Genomic DNA, 18691 nt, shown 5'->3' on the forward strand with positions numbered 1-18691 from the left:
GTCTGCGATTGCCCGGTCGATAGTGACAATCGAACAGCGTACGGCCGACTGTATGGGGAACTTCAACGAGATACAGACCACGTCAGTCCCGCACGATTGTCGCCATGGCAACTCCTAGTAGATGGCGGCTCGTATGAAAGCCCGTTCTGTCTCCGCGACAGCAGTTATCAGCGTTGGCGTATTCACTCTGGCCGGGTGTGGCGGCGCATCCAGTCCCGAAGGTTCGGTCGGTGAGTATGCAAAGGACGGCAGTTTCACGACTGTCATCAACGCCGATCCCGGAAATCTGCACCCTCTGATCACAAACCTTACGTCGACTCAGATCGTGAACGCGTACTCGTACGATTCGTTGATCGACATCGATGCGCAAACCCGCACGGTGCGTCCGTATCTGGCGGAGAGTTGGCGTGAAGAAGGAAACACGCTGAAGTTCGTGCTCAAGAAGGGCCTCACTTGTGCCGACGGCACTTCCTTCACCGCGCAGACCGCAGCCGATGACATCAACTGGGTCATGGACCCTGAAAACGCTTCACCGCTACGAGGATCCACCGTGCCGTCGTCGACGGTCGCGTCCGCGAACGGTGACGAACTGACGGTCACTACAGCCGAACCGGCACCCTTCTTGCTCTCCCGAATAGGCTCGATGCGGCTTCCGTGCGCTGCGACGCTCGAAGACCCGGCCAGTATCCGTTCGAGTAGTAACGGAACGGGTCTGTTCAAGGTCACCGAAGTTGTTCCCAACGATCACATCACGATGGAACGCCGCGACGGTTACACCTGGAGTCCGAACGGTGAGACCACTTCCGACACTCTCGGGGTGCCGAAGACAGTGACGATCAAGATTGTCACCGATCCGAGTACGACGGCGAATCTTGTTCTCACCGGTGGAGTGAATGCCGCGGCGGTGACCGGTTCGGACGAGGAACGAGTCTTGGCAGCGGGTCTGGATTCGAAGACCTACACCACGTTGTCCGGCGAGTTCATCTTCAATCATTTCGCGGCCCTACCCACGGCAGACCGTGCTGTACGGCAGGCCCTCGTGCAGGCAGTAGACCTGGACGACTACACCGAGATCACCACCGGCGGTAAAGGAACCCGTGCACGCGCCCTCGCGGTTTCGGAACCCCTTGCCTGCGACTACAACAGTGTCGAAGGGACGATCCCCGATTTCGACGTCGATGCAGCAAAGAAAACGCTGTCCGACGCAGGTTGGAAGGCGGGTCCCGACGGCCTCCTGACGAAGGACGGTCGACCGCTTGCCCTCAACGTAATTTTCAACAACTCACGCGATACAAACTCTGCCGCCGCGGAATACGTAGCAACACAGTGGGAAGGACTGGGCGCGAAGGTGAAACTGACTGGCGGCGACTACAGTTTCGTCATTGCCAACACATTCAGCACCACCGACCTGTCGTCGTGGGACGTTTCCATCGGTTTGACGCTGGGGAGTGATACGCCGAGCATCTTTGCGAAGTACTTCACCGGCCCGCCCAAACCTGAAGGAGTGAACTTCGCTTCCCTCGACAACAAGAAGTACATCGAATTGTCCACTGAGGCTTCGCTTCTTCCCGGTGACGAGTCCTGCAAGGTCTGGGAGGAAAGTGAGCGCGCGTTGTTCAACGACATCGACCTGCTGCCGGTATCCACGACTCCCGCTCACATGTTCTTCAACGGCGCAACGTCGATCTACCCGCCGTCGAGCGGAATCCTTCCGGGCTCGGCGATCCGTGTCCTGAAGTAGGACCCTCGGCAAACGCTCACTTTCGGGTATTGATCATCCGAAGTGCAAACCGAAATACCACTGCAGCACCGGCACCTGCAGCCAGGCCGGCGACGACATCGGCAAGAAGAACACCGACGCCTATGCCCAGGACGGCAGCAGCGGCGACGGCAAGGGCGACGTCAGCACGAGGAGCGGCGATCGCGGCATCCTTTCCCCGAGTATCGAACGAGCACCCATCTCAACGGAGCATGTCACGAAACGGTCGTCTGCAGGTGTATCAACCGCAAAATGTGTGAAACGCGTCGGCCCCGGCGGAGTTGGACTCCGCCGGGGCCGTGCTGTGTGTGTTGCGCACTTGCTCAGTGCGTCGGGACGGATTCCTTCGACGTGGTCGGGGACGTATCGGTGTGCTGGCTACCAATCTCCTTGCGGGAGTTCGAGCCGTTGAACCGAGGGAGGAAACCGGCCAGGACGAGTGCGATGACGGCGGATCCGGCAGCGAGGGCCATGACGACGCGGAAAGCGTTCTCCGACGGCAGCGTTGCCCCACCGACGGACATGGTCATCTGGGCGATGACGACACCCGCGATGGCGCTGGCGAATGATGTACCGAGGGAGCGCATCAGAGTGTTGAAGCTGTTGGCCGCTCCGGTCTCGGACGGAGGAACAGCCCCCATGATGAGAGCGGGCATTGCGCCGTAAGCCATACCGGTACCGGCGCCGATGATTACTGCGATCACGATCAGTTCCCAAATCGAGTGCATGGCGAAAATGCCGATGCCGTAACCGATTGCGACCACAATGGCGCCGAGCATGAGCGTCACCTTGGGGCCGTGCGAATTGGTGATGCGTGAGGACAGCGGAGAGATCAGCATCATGATGATGCCGGAGGGAGCCATGACCAGACCTGCGGTGAGCATCGAACCGCCGAGGCCGTAACCAGTGATTTCAGGCAGCTGGACTACCTGGGGAAAGACCATGCTGGCGGCGAACATCGCGAATCCGAACACGATGGATGCGAGGTTGGTGAAGAGCACCTGGCGGCGGATGGATACGCGTAGATCCACCAGCGGCTTGGGGGTGCGTAGTTCCCACCATGCCCAGAATCCGAATATCAGGATCGCGGCGCCGAACAGGGAAAGCGTGAGCGTGCTCGTCCAACCCCAGTCGCCACCCTTGGAAATTGCGAGTAGAAGAGCGATGAGGGCGGCTGAGAGTGAGATTGCTCCGCCGAAATCGAACGTGCCTCCTGTGCGAACCGCCGATTCGGGGACCAGGACGACAACAAGAACGGCCGCAAGCGCGCCGAGCACGGCTGACGCCCAGAACAGGACGTGCCAGTCGGCGTACTCGGCGATCAAAGCCGCGATCGGAAGCCCCAGAGCGCCACCGACTCCCAGCGAAGCGCTCATCATCGCAACAGCGCCGGCGAGCTTCTTGGGTGGAAGCACGTCGCGCATCACACTGATACCCAGCGGAATGACACCGGCAGCAAGGCCTTGCAGGATTCGGCCGGCAACGAGGGGGATAACGCTTGAACTGAGGGCTCCGACCACGGAACCGGTTACCAACAGCGCCATGCTGATCAGGAGCAGACGGCGTTTGCCGAACATGTCGCCCAAGCGGCCCATGGTCGGGACGGCGACGGCGGCGGCGAGCAACGTGGCGGTCACAGCCCACGCGGTATCGGACGCCGGCGCGTTCAGGTACTCGGGCAGATGCGGGATGATCGGGATGACCAGCGTCTGCATGAGCGAGACGACGATGCCGGAAAACGCCAGAACAGCCACCACTGCGGTGGTGGCTGGCGACTTCGTTGTCTGTGGCGGCGTTGTCGGTGGTGGAGAAGTGGTTGACGACATTGCGGTAACTCCATCGGAGGAAGAACGAATAATGGTTTAAGTCAGTTGATTGAACTAAAGTTAAATCAAGTGACTGACTTAACGGAAGGGTGCGCCTCCGATCGTGACGAATATCTCCGGTGCCGAGCAGCTTCGGATGGTCGAGGATGATGGTGTCCATGACTACGAGGACTGAGGACGCGTCGGCCGACGTCGGCGGCGCCGCAAATTCCGCGCGCTCTGCTGCAACCCGAGACCGCATTCTCGCCGTCGCCGAGCAGCTGTTCGCCGAGCACGGAGTCTTCGCGGTTTCGAACCGCCAGGTGAGTGAAGCGGCAGGTCAGGGCAACAATGCAGCCGTCGGATACCACTTCGGGACCAAGACCGATCTGGTCCGCGCGATCGTGAACAAGCATTCCCAGCAGGTCGAGAAGAAGCGTGGCGAACTGCTGCGTGAGATCGAAGGGTCCACAAACGTTCGTGACTGGATTTCGTGTCTGGTTCGGGCGTCGACCGATCACTACGCCGAAATGGGTGGCCCGACTTGGTACGCGCGGTTCAGTGCACAGATTCTCACCGACCCGGTCCTGCGGAAAATCGTCTACGACGAGGTATTGGCCTCGCCCACCCTGCAGGAGACGCTTCGGGGACTCTCTGACTGTCTGGCCGACATGCCGATGAGTGTTCGACGCGCCCGCGCGGACATCGGACGCAATGCGATCGTGCACATGTTCGCCGAGCGTGAGCGCACGCTTGCCGAAGAGGGGCCGGAAGCGGTCACGTCATGGGAGGACTTCACGACCGACCTCGTCGACGCGCTGGTCGGACTTTGGACGGCTCCGATCAGCCGCTGACCGGCCGTTTGTCCGCGCTAGCCGCCCGCCCCGGGGCAACCCTGCGCAATGGATCTCGCGTCGGCGGAAGATCCAGGAGCAAGCCCACTCCGGCAAGAATGATGACAAGACCGCCAACGAGCGCGAAGGTAACAGGCTCGTTCAACCACAGCACTCCGATGGCTGATGCCGAAATCGGAACGAGAAGAGTGACGGCCGATGCCGCGACTGGACCCGCCTGACGAATTATCCAGAAGTAGACCAGGTAGCCACCGGCGGTAGCCCCCAGCCCCAGGGCTGCCACGGCGATGAGTGGACCGACGGTTATGGGCCCCGGTGGGGGAGCGACGGCGGACACGGGAACCAATAGGGCAACCGCGGCAAGTTGTTGTCCGAGGGCCAGTGTCATCGGCGGAGTGTCCTGGAACGACTTTCGTGCGTAGACACCTCCGACTGCGTACAGCAGCGCCGCGGTCAAAGATGCGCCAATGGCCAGCATTGCGTGACTGTCGATCGCTGAAGGAATTCCACCGACGAGCACCGAGACGCCGACGATGCCGATCGCGACCCCCGAGAGTTTTCGCCAGGTGATCTTTTGTCGAAGCCAGAAAGCGGCGACGAATACGGTGAACATCGGCGTCGTGGCATTCAGGATCGACGCCGTCGACGAGTTGAGGCCGACGATCGCAGTTGCGACAAGCGTCAGGGGCCCAGCGACGTTGAGGGCTGCCAGCAGTAGGAATGCAGGAAACCGGTGACCGACCGCGCGCCAGGTCGATCTGCTGGAAGCCGTTATCAGTGCGAGAACCAACGCTGCAACAATGAAGCGGCCGTGCGTCGTGCCGACGGCGCCGAGTGTTGGTGCTGCCACCGCAACGAGGGGGAACGAGCTTCCCCAGAGCGCGCCGACCAACAGCAAAGCTCCAACTACGGCGAATCGGCTGCTGCCGATTGCTTTCCAGTTCTTCATTGCGCCTCTTCGTCGACGACCTCGCGGACATGGATGGCCGATGCCAGACCTACCCTATACCCCCAGTAGGTATAATGCTTCTTGTGTCATGATGCTGTAGGTGATCCGAGACTGGGGACGCATTATTCGTTCTCCTGCAATGGTTTATGTGTCGAGATGCTGTACGCGCAGACCTTCAAGTTATCTTCAATATACCTATAGGGGGTATATTGGTGGTTGTGTCGGGCTCGCTTTCCGGGCCACATCCGTCCAGCAAAAGAACAGGAATCCCAATGAGTAGTTGTGGCTGTGGAAATACCCCGAAGGCCGACGCCAATGGCGCTGTAGGCACTGTCGGTACGGCGATGCCGACCGGTGGGAAAGACCTACTCAACTCTGGCAGTAGTGAACTCGTCGAATGTCGGGTCATGCCCGGCAGTGTGATCGAAAAGGCGCGTGCCGAAGCGGAAGGCCTGTTCCGTGACTACGAAGGTAATCGGTACTGGTTTTGCTGCAAGGGTTGTGGTCCTCGATTCGACGCAAATCCGCGGAAGTACGCTGACGTGAGCTGAGTGAAAAGTGGTGGTGCAGGCGATGGCTGCACCACCACTTTCGTTGAGGCCCAATCGGGGTTCGGGCAGACCGTCGACATCAGACGGTGCGAGCGCATGCGCACTGGGTGGCCGCCAAGGTGCATTCGCCTCGCGTGGTTTCGTACGTCGCTTGTACGGGCAATTCAGCAACTGTCTCCCGAGGCCAAAGTGCAAATCCTGCAACGGCTCCCACTGCGGCAAGCGCTGCAAGGATGCTCCAGGTGACCGCAAATCCCGCGCTCGAACCAACCCATCCGGCGATCGGATAGGTGACAAGCCAGGCGAGGTGTGACAGGGAGAACTGGGCTGCGAATACCTCCGGTATACCTGCGGGCTCGACGGAGCGCCGAAGTACTTTTCCGGTCGGCGTGACGATCATGGCCATCCCGGCGCCGACGAGTGCCCACACTGCGGCAGTGAGCATCCACGTGAATACACCGGCCACGGCGAGGGCTGCTGCCGCGCTGGCACTGACGACCAGGACAACGGAACCTGCTGTCATCACAGTGCGTTCAGCGGTTCTGTCGAGAACGCGTGGAAGAAGCAGCGCGGTCACCAACGTGCCGGTGCCTGACGCGGCAAGCATCCACGCCACGTCGGATTGGGTTCCACCGAGCTCGTCGCGGACGTAGTTGACGGTGTTGACCACGACGATCGAACCGGCTGCTGCCACCACGAGATTGAGTGCCATGATGCCGCGCAGTCGCGGTGTGGTCACGAAGATTCGCACCCCCGACGCGATCCGATCCCACGCCTTGCGGTGAGTACTCCGGCGAGCGTTGGGGATTCGGGTGGCCAGCACGAGCAGTGCCGAGACCGCAAAGCCCACGGAGGTGGCGACGAACAACAGGTTGAATGTCATGAAGGACAGTGCGACTGCGGCAAGAACAGGGCTGAGCAGGCTTTCCATAGTGTAAGCGACCTGCGATGCAGACAGTGCGCGGGTGAAATCGGCCTCGTCGGTCACGATGTCAGGGATGACCGCTTGGAACGTGGGAGTGAACGCTGCCGACGCAGCTTGGAGAACGCCTACCAGCACGTAGATGTGCCAGATCTCGCTGACGAAGGGCAATGCGATCACGACCGCTGCACGAAGGGCGTCGAGGGCAACGAGGAAACCCCGTCTCGGCAACCGGTCGACGTACGCCGCCGCGAGTGGAGCGATCACGACGTACAGGGACATCTTGATCGTCAGCGCGGTGGCCAGCACAGCTCCGGCGCTCGGCCCAGCGAGTTCGTAGGCGAGTAGACCCAGCGCAACCGTCGCCAATCCGGTGCCGAACAGCGCGATGATCTGGGCGCTGAAGAGCAGGCGATAGTCGCGAATCAAGAACAGACGCATGCTGTTCCGTTCCGGTGCGGTCCTAGCGGTCCGGTTCATCTGGTTTCACTCCCGCGACAAGATTGAAAGCTCCGGTCAGGACATTGAGGGCGACGATTCCGACGACGTCAGCGATCTCGCGATCACCGTAGCCGTGCGCTCGAAGGCCCGCGATGTGTTCGTCTGAAATCGAGGCAGGCTCCCGATAGACGCGAAGTCCGAGGTCGATCATTGCCGCGATTGCGGGATCGGCGGACGTGCCCGCGCGGGCACGCTCGATCTCGTCCGCCTCGACGCCGTTGGCGTGCGCGGCGGCAACGTGGGCTTCGAGGCAAACAGCGCAACCTTGCTGGACCTGCACGGCGATCGAGATTCGCTCGGTGATCTTGCGGCTCAGTTTCGCTCGCTTCATTGCCCGGCTGAGTTGCAGATAGCCACCCAGTACGGCGGGCGAATGAGCCATCGCCGCGACCATGTCACCGACCTGTCCATGACGGTTGACGAGTTCGGCGAGAAGGTCTTTAGATGCACCGACAGCGGTGGCGGGTGTGAGAGATGCAAGGCGCGACATAACGAGTCCTAAGTGGTTCCGCCGGTGGTGGGTTCGGCTGGTGACAGCCGGCCGAACCCCCCAGGAACACGGCGGAGAAACCGTTCGTCAACTCCGTCAGGTCACCGAGTTGATCAGCGCCGAACACTGCTGCGATCGCGGTCATCACCGCGAGGCCGACAGCCGAGCCGACCTGGTAGCTGACGTTGACGATGCCGGAAGCCAATCCGCCCTCTTCCGGGCGTGCAGCCGAAATCGCCGTACCGAGTGAGGGAATGAACGCCAGCGTCATACCTGCCGCAGCCACGAGCGACGCCGGCAGTACGTCGACCCAGAAGTTGCCGGTGGGCCGGATCAACGACATCCAACCCAAACCGATTCCCAGTACCAGCRATCCGGTCACGATCATCGCTTTTGCACCGAAGCGTGCCATGGCCCGTGGTGCCACGACGACCATGCCGAGCATGACGAAGATCGTCATCGGCAGCAGCGCCGCACCGGCCGGGAAGGCGCTGTATCCGAGCACTTGCTGCAGGTACAGGTTCAGGAAGAACCACATCGGTATCCAGGCAGCGCCGAGGACGAGCTGAGCGATGTTCGCGGCACCGAGGTTGGGCGCCTTGAAGATTCCCAGACGCACCAGAGGTTCCCGACGCTTGGACTGGATCAACACGAATGCACCCAACAGAGCGGCCGAAACGGCGAGCGCCAGCCACGTCTGCCCGGATCCCCATCCGACATCAGGTGCTCTGACGATGCCGAAGACTCCGACAGCAAGACCTGCGGTGACAGCGAGTGCGCCGAGGAAGTCGATCGACCCGGTACGTGCCGGTGCGTTCGGCATCAGGAGGGGAGTAGCGATCAGCGCGATGACGGCGATGGGAATGTTGAGGTAAAACACCCAAGGCCAGCTGGTGTATTCGGTGATGACGCCGCCGAGGAACACTCCGGCCGTACCGCCTGCCGGGGCGGCAGCGCCGTAGATGGACAGCGCCTTGGTCATCTCTTTCTGCGTGCTGCCGAACAGCATCATCAGCAAGGTGAGCGCCGATGGTGCGATGAGTGCGGCACCGGCACCCTGAACGGCGCGGCCCGCAAGTTCGACGGCAACGTTACCGGCGGCACCGGCGACAACGGAACCGATCAGCAGGATCAGCCAACCAGCGGAGAACACTCTGCGGGCGCCGAACAGGTCGGACAGGCGGCCGCCGAGGAGGAGTAGCCCGCCGAATGCGATGACGTACGCATTGAAGACCCAGGTCAGGCCTTCCTGGGAAAAGCCGAGATCGCTCTGCATCTGGGGGAGAGCGACACCGATGATCGAGGTGTCCATGATGACCATGAACTGAGCGGCGGCGATCAACGCCAACGCCCACCACTTACGGGTGGATTTCGGTTGTGTGGACATTCTGAGTTCCTTACCTCTACGGGGTATAGGTGATGCTCGTGTGGTCAGGGGGTGTCGAAAGCGAGCCTGGGCGACATCGGCGCAGCGCTTCGTTGAGGTGCGCGGGGAAATGCTGTTCTTGGAACTCATTCGGCCGGCGCTCTGCGTAGATGCGCATCGGATCTCCTTCGAGTGAATTCATGGTGTTCGAGTAGTTCGTTGCATACCCTAGGGGGGTATGGTACAAATTGCAACAGGTTCGAATTCAAGGAGTGTCGAACCCGACGCAGACGGCAACGGAAGTGCTGCCGACCCAAACTTTGGAGGGCAAGATGTTCAGCGGCAACGGCTACGCACTGGAATTGGCAACGTCGGAGGCGGCCGTCGGCAGCCATGTCCCCTTGCAGTTCCGGATCCTGGATTCGGTTGGAACTCCGTTGACCAGGTACACCGACACCCACGACAAGCAGTTGCATCTGATCGTGGTCGGTCTGGACCTGACCGGATTCCAGCACGTGCATCCCGAATTGGACGAGAACGGAAACTGGCGTGTGTCAGTCGATTTCGATCACGCGGGAGACTACCGAGTCTTCGCTGACTTCACCCCGGACGGGGGTGACGGAATGACGCTGAGTGCGGATGCACGCGTCGCCGGGTCCTATGATCCTCGGCCGTTGCCCGCCGCTGCTGCCGTCACGACGGTCGACGGCTATACCGTCTCTCTCGAAGGCGCGGCCCATGCCGGCCAGACATCGAAGCTCACGCTCTCGGTCAGTCGTGACGGAATCCCGGTCACAGACTTGCAGCCCTACCTTGCCGCGTACGGGCATCTGGTCGCGTTGCGTGCCTCCGACCTCGCCTATCTCCATGTGCATCCGGATGGTCATCCGGGTGACGGTGTCACGCCGGCTGGACCGGCAATCACCTTCTACGCCAACATGCCGAGCGCTGAGGACTACCGGTTGTTCCTGGACTTCAAACATGGCGAAGTGGTGCGTACGGCGGAATTCACTCTGACTGCCGACAATGCGACCACGCCTGGGGCCGAACACTCGAGCCACTCGCACCACGGGCACTGAGACCGAATGAGTTTCGCAGCAACGGGAAAACGGGCATGGGCGATCACCATGCACCCATCTGTTCGTGCAGTAGCGAAATGCGTGGCGATGTGCGCAGTGATTGCTCTGCAAGACAACGGAATTCGAAGAGTATCCGCACATCGCCCCGGTAACGAGAATTGTTGCGAAGTCACGCGTTGACGAACAGGAGGACATCGAATGTCGGAAGCGACAGAAGTGGGCAACGCTCCAAGCAGTGCCCCGGGCAATGATACGACCGGCGATGTGTGCTGCACGGGTGATTCCCACGGCTACATCACCGCCAAGGACGACTACCTAGGGCGCCTGCGTCGCATCGAGGGTCAAGCCCGCGGCCTGCAGCGCATGGTCGACGAGGACAAGTACTGCATCGACATTCTCACGCAGGTTTCGGCGATGACCAAGGCTCTCCACGCGGTGGCCATGGGGCTGCTCGAGGACCACATCAGCCACTGCGTCGTCAAAGCTGCCGTTGACGGTGGTCCCGAGGCGGAGGCAAAGGTGAAGGAAGCGACCGACGCGATTGCGAGGCTCGTTCGCTCGTAGAACTGTGCTCGACGAACATTGATACCGTGGTCGTCATGTTCAGCATCGAGATCCGTCGTACATTCGCTGTGAGGCAAGGGTTTCCGGCACCCGTGCGGGACGCAAAGAATTTGCCGCCGCTGATGCCCGTCGAGGGATTTCGCGTGACGATGCGAGTCGGGTTCTCGTTCGAGGACGACCAACTCGGAGAACGTGGATGGTTTGTCGACACGGACGCTCTCGACGAGTCTGTCGATCGGTGCGCCGAGCGATTGGCGAGCGGTGTCTGGCCGGAGATTTTCGATTTCCGTCCGTCATTCGAGAACGTTGCGAAATGGGCTTTCACGGAACTTGCGTCCACGATTCCTCAGCTGACCTACGTCGAGCTGGACAACGAGACGATAGGTGTGGCAACGAGATACGTCAGATCGCACTGATCTGACATATCTCGTTGCCACAGGGTATCGATCGATCGGACTACTGGTAGAGACGCAGTGCAGACCCGATGAAGGACTTACCGAATGCGAGCCCGGCCTTGTTGAAGTAGAAGCTCATGTTCGTATTCGCGAACGGCACCGCGGACACCGTCTTGGTGATCTGCGACTCGGCGTCTGCCCACTCTGCGCACGCTGCGTCGCCGGTCAACCCGGAAGCCTTGGCCACCGCTGCTTCGTAGGCGGGGTTGTTGATCGAAGAGAAATTCTTACCGGCTGCCGGAGCAGGTCCGGTGAAGAACGGGGTGAACCCGCTGGGAATCGAATTGTTGATCTGGATCCATGCGATGTCCCACTGATTGTTGTCTTTACCGCTGAGCATGACGTCGACAACTTTGGTCTGGTCGGCTCCCGTTACCTCGACGTTTGCGCCGAGATCCGACCATGCAGATTGAGCGAGTTCGGCTGCTGCGCTGCGAGCCTCTTCGCCTCCTGCGTAGAAGAGGCGGAGTGTCAACGGGTTTCCGTCTTTGCTTCGTTTTCCGTCCGACCCGGCGGTCCAGCCGGCCGCGTCCAAGGTTGCCTTCGCTGCGCTGACGTCGTAGTCCGGAATGTTGCCGGTGACGGAGTCGTACACGCAGGCGCGGGGCTCTACACCGACGAGACTTGTTGCGCGGGTGCCCTGGCCGGCAGTGATAACTTCTGCCAGATCGTCGAGATTGACTCCCTGGATGAGTGCTTTGCGAACGGCGGGATCGCTGGTGGGATTGTTCGCGATCTGGTTGAAGTACATCTGACCGGACGGCATCGGGCGATTGATCGAGGCGAAATTGGCGGCTTCGATCCGGTCCTTGTCCGGACCGGCGATCGGAGATGCGTTAAGTTCGCCGGAGAGAAGCTGGTTTGCGGCGGTGCTGACATTGGGTGCCATGACAGCGATGACGGTCTTGGGGACACCTGGTGTGTCGGAGGTGGTGTCGTCGGGGCCCCAGTTGTAGCCGTCACGACGCTCGAACGTGTAGTGGTCGTTGGCGGCGACTTCGGTGACTTCGAACATCCCGGAACCGAGAGACTTCTTGTTCGAGGCGGTCGGGTCCGCGAGTCCGGCGTCGCACATGATCGGGAGGCGACTGACCGTGAGGAGGAGGAAGGGGCTCGGCGCCGGAGTGGTGACCGTGATGGTGCGGGTCGCGGGATCGGCAGTGGCCGAAGCGCCTACGGGGACCGTAGTGCCGCGTTGTTGTGAACCGTTGGCCGGATCGGCCACGAAGTTGATGTTGTTCGCGACGGTCTGCGCGTTCAGCGTCGACCCGTCGGTACAGGTCACTCCCTCGCGGATGGTGAAGGATGCGGAGGTCGGCGTCTCTTCCCATTTCTCTGCCAACCACGGTTTGAATTCACTGGTGTCCGGATCCTGGTAGACCAGGGAGTCGTAGGCCAGCCTCGAGATGTCAGCGGTTGCCGCGGAGCCGGACATGATCGGGTTGAGTGCACCCGGATCGGCTTGCAACGCATAACGGAAGGTTCCGTCTGTCAGAGGTTCACCGCCGTCGGAGCCCGAGGACGTGCCTCCCGAGCTGCAAGCCGACAACACGAGTGCGAGCCCCGCGGCCGTTGCAAGTGCCGGATAAGAGCGGTGTTTCATTGTGCCTCCGTGAAGGAGCCAGGGCCCGAGCGAAATTCGAGAGGGCGCGGTCGAGTGTGACCGCTAAATCTTGGCGTAGGACGTGACGGGCATCTCGGTCGATCTTCACGAAAATCATGCCGATTTTTGTTCGATCTCACGAGAACCGGGGTGATGAACCAGTTCAGGTCACGGTGAGTCGAGGTCATTTTGCCGTGGCCACCCGGTTGCAGTGAGTACAACGGCAGGGACCGACGTCAACGGAGAGATCGGGCCGAGGGCGAGGAGATCTTCGTCTTCGTCGATCTCGGACCAGAATTTTTCAGAAGAAACATCGAGGCCGAGAACGATCCACGGCGGTCCGGCTTCTTGAAAGGCAAAGGAGACTCTGCCGGTTCGCGGAACCGTCGCATCGAACAGGTGGTCTCCGACTGGATATCCCTGTTGCTCGCCCACCAACGTCAGGGTTGTCGGTTCGAAGGACGCCTCGCGCAGCATCTTCTCGACTGCGCGGTCGAAACTCTGCTGAGTGGTGAACTCTTCGTCCGCGTTCGAACCGCTGAACTCGGGGAAATGCGCACAACACAAAACGTGTGAGCCCTCTGAGTTGCAGTAGAGACGAAACACGGGAAATCCACCTGCCACGAAGCGTGACGTTAGCAGAGCGTCGAAATGGAGAAGTTGCTGTTTCGGCAAAGATGGTTGCGTGAGTTGTGGAAGGTCGTTCATCCTGGGTGCATGAGCCACGAACACCACAATCACCACGAAAACTCTGAAACCGCCGAGAATCCGTACGCCAAGGCGGACGCACAGTTCTGGAACTCGCTGTACGAGGAACGTCCCGCGCGCTGGAGCGGAAATCCCAACCCACAGTTGATTGCCGAAGCCTCCGACCTCGAACCGGGCACTGCACTCGACGTCGGTTGCGGCGAAGGCGCCGACGCTTTGTGGTTGGCACGTCGCGGGTGGAAGGTCACCGGCACCGACATATCGTCGGTAGCGCTCAGTCGCGCCCAGGCTCACGTCGAGGGCGAGGGCGTCGACATCGAATGGCTGGAAGCCGACCTGACGAAGTGGGATCCGCAGGGTCGATCGTTCGATCTGGTGTCCGCGCAGTTCTTCCACATGCTCGAACCCGCGCGCGGGGAATTGTTCCGTGCTCTCGGAGATCTGGTCGCGCCGGGCGGGCATTTGCTGATCGTGGGCCACTCGCCCCACGAGTCGCCCACCGAACATCATCGGGCAATGCTGCATACACCCGAATACGTGGAGTCGCTGTTCACCGATGGTTGGAAGGTGTTGGTCTCGGAGTCGCGGGAACGTGATCTTCCCGCGAACCCCGAGATGCATCACACCACGGATACCGTTGTGCTGCTTCAGCGATTGAGTGCGAGCACCGACAGCAACTCGTAAGCGACGTGAGCCGCTGCGATACCGGTGATCTCGGCGTGGTCGTACGCCGGCGCTACCTCGACGATGTCGGCGCCGACCACGTTGAGTCCCACCAACCCGCGCAGTGTGTTCAACAATTCGCGAGAGGTCATGCCGCCCGCTTCGGGTGTTCCGGTACCCGGAGCGTGTGCGGGATCGAGCACGTCGATGTCGACGGAGACGTACACCGGGCCACCGTCGAGGCGCTTACGCATGCGCTCGACGATGCTGGCGACGCCGTCGACCTCGTAGTCGTCACTGCGGATCACCTGGAAGCCGAGGACGCGGTCGTCTTCGAGGTCTTTCTCGCTGTAGAGCGGTCCACGGATACCGATGTGCTGCGAACGCTCCATGTCGATCAGGCCTTCTTCGCTGGCGCGGCGGAAGGGGGTGCCGTGGGTGAAAGGCTGACCGAAGTAGGTGTCCCAGGTGTCGAGGTGAGCGTCGAAGTGCAGGACGGCGATCGGGCCGTGATCGCGGGCCAGTGAGCGCAGGATCGGAAGTGCGATGGTGTGGTCGCCGCCGAGCGTGAGCACGGAGGAACCGTCGGCGCGCAGGTCGGTGACGGCGGACTGAACCGTCGTGAGTGCTTCCTGAATGTCGAAGGGGTTGACGCCGATGTCGCCGAAATCGGCTACCTGCTGGTTGGCGAAGGGCGAGACCTTCAGCGCGGGGTTGTACGGACGCAGCAGCTTCGACGCAGCGCGGATGTGCCCCGGACCGAACCGAGCGCCGGGTCGGTAGCTGACACCCGAATCGAAGGGGATGCCGAGGATTGTCACGTCGGCGCGCGAGACCTCATCGAGGCGCGGCAGACGCGCAAAAGTGGTTGGCTCGGCGTAGCGGGGGACGCGCGTGGCGTCGACGGGTCCGATGAACGATCCGGGGTTGTTGGTAGCCATGTGCAGAGGTCCCTGCTCTCGATTCGGCGCACACCGGGCGCCCTTCAGTGATGTAGCTCTCTGAGCAAGTATGGTTTCTTCAAGAGGCTCGGTTGTCAACCCCTGTTTCCTGAAAGGGACACGGCGGTCGTGAAGGAGTGGGTTCAGTGGCCAAGGCGAAGGAAGCGGTCGAGCCGGTCGGACCGCGCATCGGGGCGAGGCTCAAGGCGGCACGTCAATCGAAGCGGTTGACCCTCGACGACCTGGCCGAGGCCTGTGGTGTGACGAAGGGGTATCTCTCGAAACTCGAGCGCGATCACGTCAACGCGTCGGTGGCGACCCTGATCAAGGTGTGCGCGGTGCTCGAGATCCCCGTCGGATCCCTGTTCGAGAATGCGTCCGCCGGTGAAGTAGTCCGCGCCGACGCCATGCCGCAAATCAGCTTCGGTGGCGAAAAGATGACGGAGTACCTGCTCACGCCTACCAACGAGCGTCGAATTCAGGTGCTGCTCGGCGAGCTGGAACCAGGCGGCGGAAGTGGTCAGGAGTTCTACAGTCTGCCGATCGACGTGAACTTCGTGCACGTGCTGGAGGGCGGCTTGCGGGTCTCGTTCGAGGGCGGTCGGACGGATCCGAACGGTGAGGCCGTCGATGCCGAAGACGTCGTGCTTGCGGCGGGCGATTCCTTCACATTCACGCCGACGCACAACCATAGTTTTCAGGCCGAAGGCTCGGTTCTGGCGAAGGTTCTGTGGGTCTTGAATCCGGCATTGCCGGAAGGGCCACGCGCGTCGCCTTCGTGAGACACGAATCCGTGAATGTTGATTCTTAGGAAACAAGAGTTGACATGATTGGCGGCACCCGTCACGCTGGTAGTTGTCCCCGTCACACACACCGTCGAAAATTGGCGTCACGGAACTCCTGAAGGAGCGCACCATGCATGTCGATTCAGTTCGAGTTGGCCTGTTCCAAGGTCCGCTCACCACCCCGGACACCTTTGCGTCGGTGGAGTTCAACCTCGCTGCAATCGACACCGCTGCCCGCGAGGCTGCGGCATCCGGTGCGAAGATCCTGCTGACGCCGGAGATGTCCGCAACCGGCTACGACATCGGCGAACTGGTGTCGCTGCGCGCGGAACCGGCCGACGGCCCGATCTTCGATTCCGTCGCCGAGATTGCTCGCAGTGCAGGCATCGCCGTCGTCTACGGCTACCCCGAACTCGACGGGGGAGACGTCTACAACAGCGTGCAGGTGGTGGACCGCGATGGCACTTCGCTTGCGCACTACCGCAAGACACACCTGTTCGGCACGCTCGACCGCGAACATTTCCGGCCAGGTGAGACCCTGGTGGTCGGGTTCGATTTCGAGGGCATCCGCTGCGGATTGTTGATCTGCTACGACGTGGAATTTCCCGAAGCGGTTCGGGCCCATGCCGACGCCGGTACCGAATGGCTCATCGTGCCGACGGGGTTGATGACTCCGTACGAACACATTGCGCAGCAAGTGGTTCCGGCCCGCGCATACGAGAGTCAGATGTTTGTCACCTACGTCAATCGCTGCGGCGCCGAAACCGAGCTGACCTACTGCGGTCTCTCGTGCGCCATCGCACCCGACGGTGCCGAGTTGGCGCGGGCCGGGGGCGGCCAGGAATTGCTCTTCGCGGATATCGCCGCCGCCACCGTCTCGCAATCGCGCACCCTCAACACGCATCTCGACGATCGACGCCTCGATCTGTATCCAGACCTTTCTGTCACGACTGTCTCCAAGGAGAACCGTAGATGACCATCCCAGTAGCTCCGGACAGTTCCTCGGAACCCGGCAAGCAGCCGCCCCTCACGATGTTCGGACCGGATTTTCCGTTCCCGTACGACGACTACGTTTCCAGTCCGGCGGGACTCGGCTCGGTGCCCGATCTGGCACTGGGTACAGAAGTTGCCGTGATCGGTGGTGGACTCTCCGGCATGATCGCGGCCTACGAGTTGCTCAAGGTCGGTCTCAAACCGATTGTCTACGAAGCTGATCAGATCGGTGGCCGGATGCGGTCGGTCGAGTTCGACGGGCACCCCGGGGTTGTCGCCGAGATGGGCGCAATGCGTTTCCCACCGTCGTCGACGACGTTGTTCCACTATCTGAACGAACTGGGTCTGCAGACCGAGGAGTTCCCGAATCCCCTTGCCGAGGTCACGCCGAGCACCGTCATCGATCTCAAGGGTGAGAGCCACTACGCGCACACTCTCGAGGATCTGCCGCCGATTTACACCGAGGTGGCGCAGGCCTGGCAGCGCACTCTCGAAGAGCATGCCGATCTGATTCCGTTGCAGCAGGCCATTCGTGACCGCGACACCGCAGAGATCAAGCGGATCTGGAACGACCTCGTGGTGCGCTACGACGACCAGACGTTCTACGGATTCCTCGCCGCGTCGAAGCACTTCAAGTCCTTCCACATGCGGGAAGTGTTCGGGCAGGTCGGATTCGGTACGGGTGGTTGGGATACCGACTACCCCAACTCGATCCTCGAAATCCTTCGTGTGGTCATCACGGCCGCCGACGACGACCACCGCGGCATCGTGGGTGGATCGCAGCAGCTGCCGATGCGGTTGTGGAACCGCGCCCCGGCGCACATGGCGCATTGGCCTGCCGGTACGACGGTCGCTTCGCTCAACGACGGCGAGACGCGTCCCCGCGTCACCGAACTCCGGCGTACCGAGCCAGGCAACATCACGGTGACGGACTCCGGAGGTTTCATTCGCACGTATGCGAGTGCCGTTGTGACAGTGCAGAGTTGGATGCTGCTGAATAACATCAGGTGTGACGACGATCTGTTCCCGATCGACCACTGGACTGCGATCGAGCGAACTCACTACATGGGTTCGACCAAGGTGTTCGTTCTCGTCGACCGCCCGTTCTGGAAGGACAAGGATCCCGTGACCGGCCGTGATTCGGTGTCGATGACACTGACCGACCGTATGAGTCGCGGCACCTACCTGCTCGATCAGGGCGAGGGCAAGCCAGGCCTGATCTGCTTGTCGTACACCTGGTCGGACGATTCGCTGAAGCTGCTGGCGCTCGACGCCACCGAGCGCATGAACATCATGCTGCGGTCGCTCGAAGAGATCTACCCAGGCGTGGACTTCCGCAGCCACATCATCTCGAGCCCGGTGACGCTGTCGTGGGAAACCGAGCGCGACTTCATGGGTGCGTTCAAGGCGAACCTTCCGGGGCACTACCGGTACCAGGAGCGCCTGTTCTCTCACTTCGTGCAGAATGATCTCGAACCGCGTCATCGGGGAATCTTCCTCGCCGGTGACGACGTGTCGTGGACTGCCGGCTGGGCCGAGGGCGCGATCCAGACCGCGATCAACGCGGTATGGGGCGTCGTCAACCATCTCGGCGGCGCTGCGCCTACCGAGAATCCCGGACCCGGCGACGTGTTCGAGGAGCTCGCTCCGATCAGGTTGGGCGACTGAGCTCACCGCAACTGCCGAAATGTCGTGCCCGATGG

The 18691-nt window shown here is 61.4% G+C and carries 18 protein-coding genes; 10 read left to right on the forward strand and 8 right to left on the reverse strand.

Translation table 11 applies throughout. From position 1 onward, the window contains the following. Nucleotides 1-133: 133 nt before the first annotated feature. The gene (locus tag AC1DWA_RS18580; protein ID WP_477847473.1) at nt 134-1741 is read left to right on the forward strand and encodes an ABC transporter substrate-binding protein; all 1608 of its coding nucleotides are present in this window, start codon (nt 134-136) and stop codon (nt 1739-1741) included. Nucleotides 1742-2082: 341 nt separating this feature from the next. On the opposite strand, the gene AC1DWA_RS18585 is transcribed toward AC1DWA_RS18580, so the two are convergent. Next, nucleotides 2083-3585: an MFS transporter gene (locus AC1DWA_RS18585; RefSeq protein ID WP_019746694.1), complete on the reverse strand. Its 1503-nt coding sequence runs from the start codon at nt 3583-3585 to the stop codon at nt 2083-2085. 158 nt (nt 3586-3743) lie between these two features. Here AC1DWA_RS18585 and AC1DWA_RS18590 point away from each other — a divergent pair, with 158 nt between their 5' ends. Further along, the gene (locus tag AC1DWA_RS18590; protein WP_070796459.1) at nt 3744-4418 is read left to right on the forward strand and encodes a TetR/AcrR family transcriptional regulator; all 675 of its coding nucleotides are present in this window, start codon (nt 3744-3746) and stop codon (nt 4416-4418) included. On the opposite strand, the gene AC1DWA_RS18595 is transcribed toward AC1DWA_RS18590, so the two are convergent. Next, the gene (locus AC1DWA_RS18595) at nt 4408-5367 is read right to left on the reverse strand and encodes a DMT family transporter (RefSeq protein WP_070796419.1); all 960 of its coding nucleotides are present in this window, start codon (nt 5365-5367) and stop codon (nt 4408-4410) included. The genes AC1DWA_RS18590 and AC1DWA_RS18595 overlap by 11 nt on opposite strands. Before the next feature lie 272 nt (nt 5368-5639). On the opposite strand from AC1DWA_RS18595, the gene AC1DWA_RS18600 reads away from it, so the two are divergent. Then, nucleotides 5640-5918, forward strand: coding sequence for a YHS domain-containing protein (locus tag AC1DWA_RS18600; protein WP_020968300.1), 279 nt, complete (start codon nt 5640-5642; stop codon nt 5916-5918). Between the two features lie 79 nt (nt 5919-5997). Here the strand turns inward: AC1DWA_RS18600 and AC1DWA_RS18605 are convergent, their stop codons facing one another. Genes AC1DWA_RS18605 through AC1DWA_RS18615 form a run of 3 tightly spaced genes read right to left on the reverse strand, consistent with a single transcriptional unit; the run spans nt 5998 to nt 9218 of the window. Then, a complete protein-coding gene (locus AC1DWA_RS18605) occupies nt 5998-7320 on the reverse strand; it encodes an MFS transporter (RefSeq protein ID WP_198586322.1) in 1323 nt (440 codons plus the stop codon). Further along, nucleotides 7304-7831 (reverse strand): carboxymuconolactone decarboxylase family protein, encoded by a 528-nt coding sequence (locus AC1DWA_RS18610; protein WP_021333740.1) that lies wholly within the window; start codon nt 7829-7831, stop codon nt 7304-7306. Before AC1DWA_RS18610 ends, AC1DWA_RS18605 begins: the two co-directional genes overlap by 17 nt. Continuing rightward, nucleotides 7782-9218, reverse strand: coding sequence for an MFS transporter (locus tag AC1DWA_RS18615; protein WP_477916902.1), 1437 nt, complete (start codon nt 9216-9218; stop codon nt 7782-7784). Before AC1DWA_RS18615 ends, AC1DWA_RS18610 begins: the two co-directional genes overlap by 50 nt. A gap of 251 nt (nt 9219-9469) precedes the next feature. Here AC1DWA_RS18615 and AC1DWA_RS18620 point away from each other — a divergent pair, with 251 nt between their 5' ends. The 3 genes from AC1DWA_RS18620 to AC1DWA_RS18630 all read left to right on the forward strand — a co-directional run bounded on the left by AC1DWA_RS18620 (nt 9470) and on the right by AC1DWA_RS18630 (nt 11256). Continuing rightward, the gene (locus AC1DWA_RS18620; RefSeq protein ID WP_477847479.1) at nt 9470-10276 is read left to right on the forward strand and encodes a hypothetical protein; all 807 of its coding nucleotides are present in this window, start codon (nt 9470-9472) and stop codon (nt 10274-10276) included. Between the two features lie 198 nt (nt 10277-10474). Then, the gene (locus AC1DWA_RS18625) at nt 10475-10840 is read left to right on the forward strand and encodes a metal-sensitive transcriptional regulator (protein WP_020968305.1); all 366 of its coding nucleotides are present in this window, start codon (nt 10475-10477) and stop codon (nt 10838-10840) included. A gap of 35 nt (nt 10841-10875) precedes the next feature. Continuing rightward, complete coding sequence (locus AC1DWA_RS18630) at nt 10876-11256, forward strand: 6-carboxytetrahydropterin synthase (protein WP_477847481.1); 381 nt, start codon at nt 10876-10878, stop codon at nt 11254-11256. 40 nt (nt 11257-11296) lie between these two features. On the opposite strand, the gene AC1DWA_RS18635 is transcribed toward AC1DWA_RS18630, so the two are convergent. Both AC1DWA_RS18635 and AC1DWA_RS18640 read right to left on the reverse strand, forming a co-directional pair. Continuing rightward, nucleotides 11297-12898 carry an ABC transporter substrate-binding protein gene (locus AC1DWA_RS18635; protein WP_029254380.1) on the reverse strand — a complete coding sequence of 534 codons (1602 nt, stop codon included), beginning with the start codon at nt 12896-12898 and terminating at the stop codon, nt 11297-11299. 168 nt (nt 12899-13066) lie between these two features. Beyond that, nucleotides 13067-13504: a hypothetical protein gene (locus AC1DWA_RS18640; RefSeq protein ID WP_030534842.1), complete on the reverse strand. Its 438-nt coding sequence runs from the start codon at nt 13502-13504 to the stop codon at nt 13067-13069. 111 nt (nt 13505-13615) lie between these two features. Between AC1DWA_RS18640 and AC1DWA_RS18645 the strand changes: the two genes are divergently transcribed. Further along, the gene (locus AC1DWA_RS18645; protein WP_030534841.1) at nt 13616-14290 is read left to right on the forward strand and encodes a class I SAM-dependent methyltransferase; all 675 of its coding nucleotides are present in this window, start codon (nt 13616-13618) and stop codon (nt 14288-14290) included. Here AC1DWA_RS18645 and speB read toward each other — a convergent pair. After that, complete coding sequence (gene speB / locus AC1DWA_RS18650; RefSeq protein ID WP_003941134.1) at nt 14254-15210, reverse strand: agmatinase; 957 nt, start codon at nt 15208-15210, stop codon at nt 14254-14256. The genes AC1DWA_RS18645 and speB overlap by 37 nt on opposite strands. Nucleotides 15211-15356: 146 nt before the next feature. Here speB and AC1DWA_RS18655 point away from each other — a divergent pair, with 146 nt between their 5' ends. From AC1DWA_RS18655 to AC1DWA_RS18665, 3 genes are all read left to right on the forward strand, one after another. After that, on the forward strand, nt 15357-15992 hold the full coding sequence (locus AC1DWA_RS18655; RefSeq protein WP_020968310.1) for a helix-turn-helix domain-containing protein: 636 nt from the start codon (nt 15357-15359) through the stop codon (nt 15990-15992). Nucleotides 15993-16125: 133 nt separating this feature from the next. After that, nucleotides 16126-16971 (forward strand): carbon-nitrogen hydrolase family protein, encoded by an 846-nt coding sequence (locus AC1DWA_RS18660; RefSeq protein WP_021342734.1) that lies wholly within the window; start codon nt 16126-16128, stop codon nt 16969-16971. Further along, a complete protein-coding gene (locus AC1DWA_RS18665) occupies nt 16968-18656 on the forward strand; it encodes a flavin monoamine oxidase family protein (protein ID WP_097387941.1) in 1689 nt (562 codons plus the stop codon). Before AC1DWA_RS18660 ends, AC1DWA_RS18665 begins: the two co-directional genes overlap by 4 nt. The last annotated feature ends 35 nt before the right edge of the window (nt 18657-18691 follow it).

It is taken from the genome of Rhodococcus sp. P4_F3_2 (genome assembly GCF_056401335.1).

What these genes read in the sequence shown, in the direction of transcription:
- AC1DWA_RS18625 (WP_020968305.1), top strand. Translation starts at nt 10,475, where the DNA reads ATGTCGGAAGCGACAGAAGTGGGCAACGCTCCAAGCAGTGCCCCGGGC.
- AC1DWA_RS18635 (WP_029254380.1), bottom strand. Translation starts at nt 12,898, where the DNA reads ATGAAACACCGCTCTTATCCGGCACTTGCAACGGCCGCGGGGCTCGCA.
- AC1DWA_RS18585 (WP_019746694.1), bottom strand. Translation starts at nt 3,585, where the DNA reads ATGTCGTCAACCACTTCTCCACCACCGACAACGCCGCCACAGACAACG.
- AC1DWA_RS18630 (WP_477847481.1), top strand. Translation starts at nt 10,876, where the DNA reads ATGTTCAGCATCGAGATCCGTCGTACATTCGCTGTGAGGCAAGGGTTT.
- AC1DWA_RS18590 (WP_070796459.1), top strand. Translation starts at nt 3,744, where the DNA reads ATGACTACGAGGACTGAGGACGCGTCGGCCGACGTCGGCGGCGCCGCA.
- AC1DWA_RS18600 (WP_020968300.1), top strand. Translation starts at nt 5,640, where the DNA reads ATGAGTAGTTGTGGCTGTGGAAATACCCCGAAGGCCGACGCCAATGGC.
- AC1DWA_RS18665 (WP_097387941.1), top strand. Translation starts at nt 16,968, where the DNA reads ATGACCATCCCAGTAGCTCCGGACAGTTCCTCGGAACCCGGCAAGCAG.
- AC1DWA_RS18605 (WP_198586322.1), bottom strand. Translation starts at nt 7,320, where the DNA reads ATGAACCGGACCGCTAGGACCGCACCGGAACGGAACAGCATGCGTCTG.
- AC1DWA_RS18660 (WP_021342734.1), top strand. Translation starts at nt 16,126, where the DNA reads ATGCATGTCGATTCAGTTCGAGTTGGCCTGTTCCAAGGTCCGCTCACC.
- AC1DWA_RS18580 (WP_477847473.1), top strand. Translation starts at nt 134, where the DNA reads ATGAAAGCCCGTTCTGTCTCCGCGACAGCAGTTATCAGCGTTGGCGTA.
- AC1DWA_RS18645 (WP_030534841.1), top strand. Translation starts at nt 13,616, where the DNA reads ATGAGCCACGAACACCACAATCACCACGAAAACTCTGAAACCGCCGAG.
- AC1DWA_RS18610 (WP_021333740.1), bottom strand. Translation starts at nt 7,831, where the DNA reads ATGTCGCGCCTTGCATCTCTCACACCCGCCACCGCTGTCGGTGCATCT.
- AC1DWA_RS18595 (WP_070796419.1), bottom strand. Translation starts at nt 5,367, where the DNA reads ATGAAGAACTGGAAAGCAATCGGCAGCAGCCGATTCGCCGTAGTTGGA.
- speB (WP_003941134.1), bottom strand. Translation starts at nt 15,210, where the DNA reads ATGGCTACCAACAACCCCGGATCGTTCATCGGACCCGTCGACGCCACG.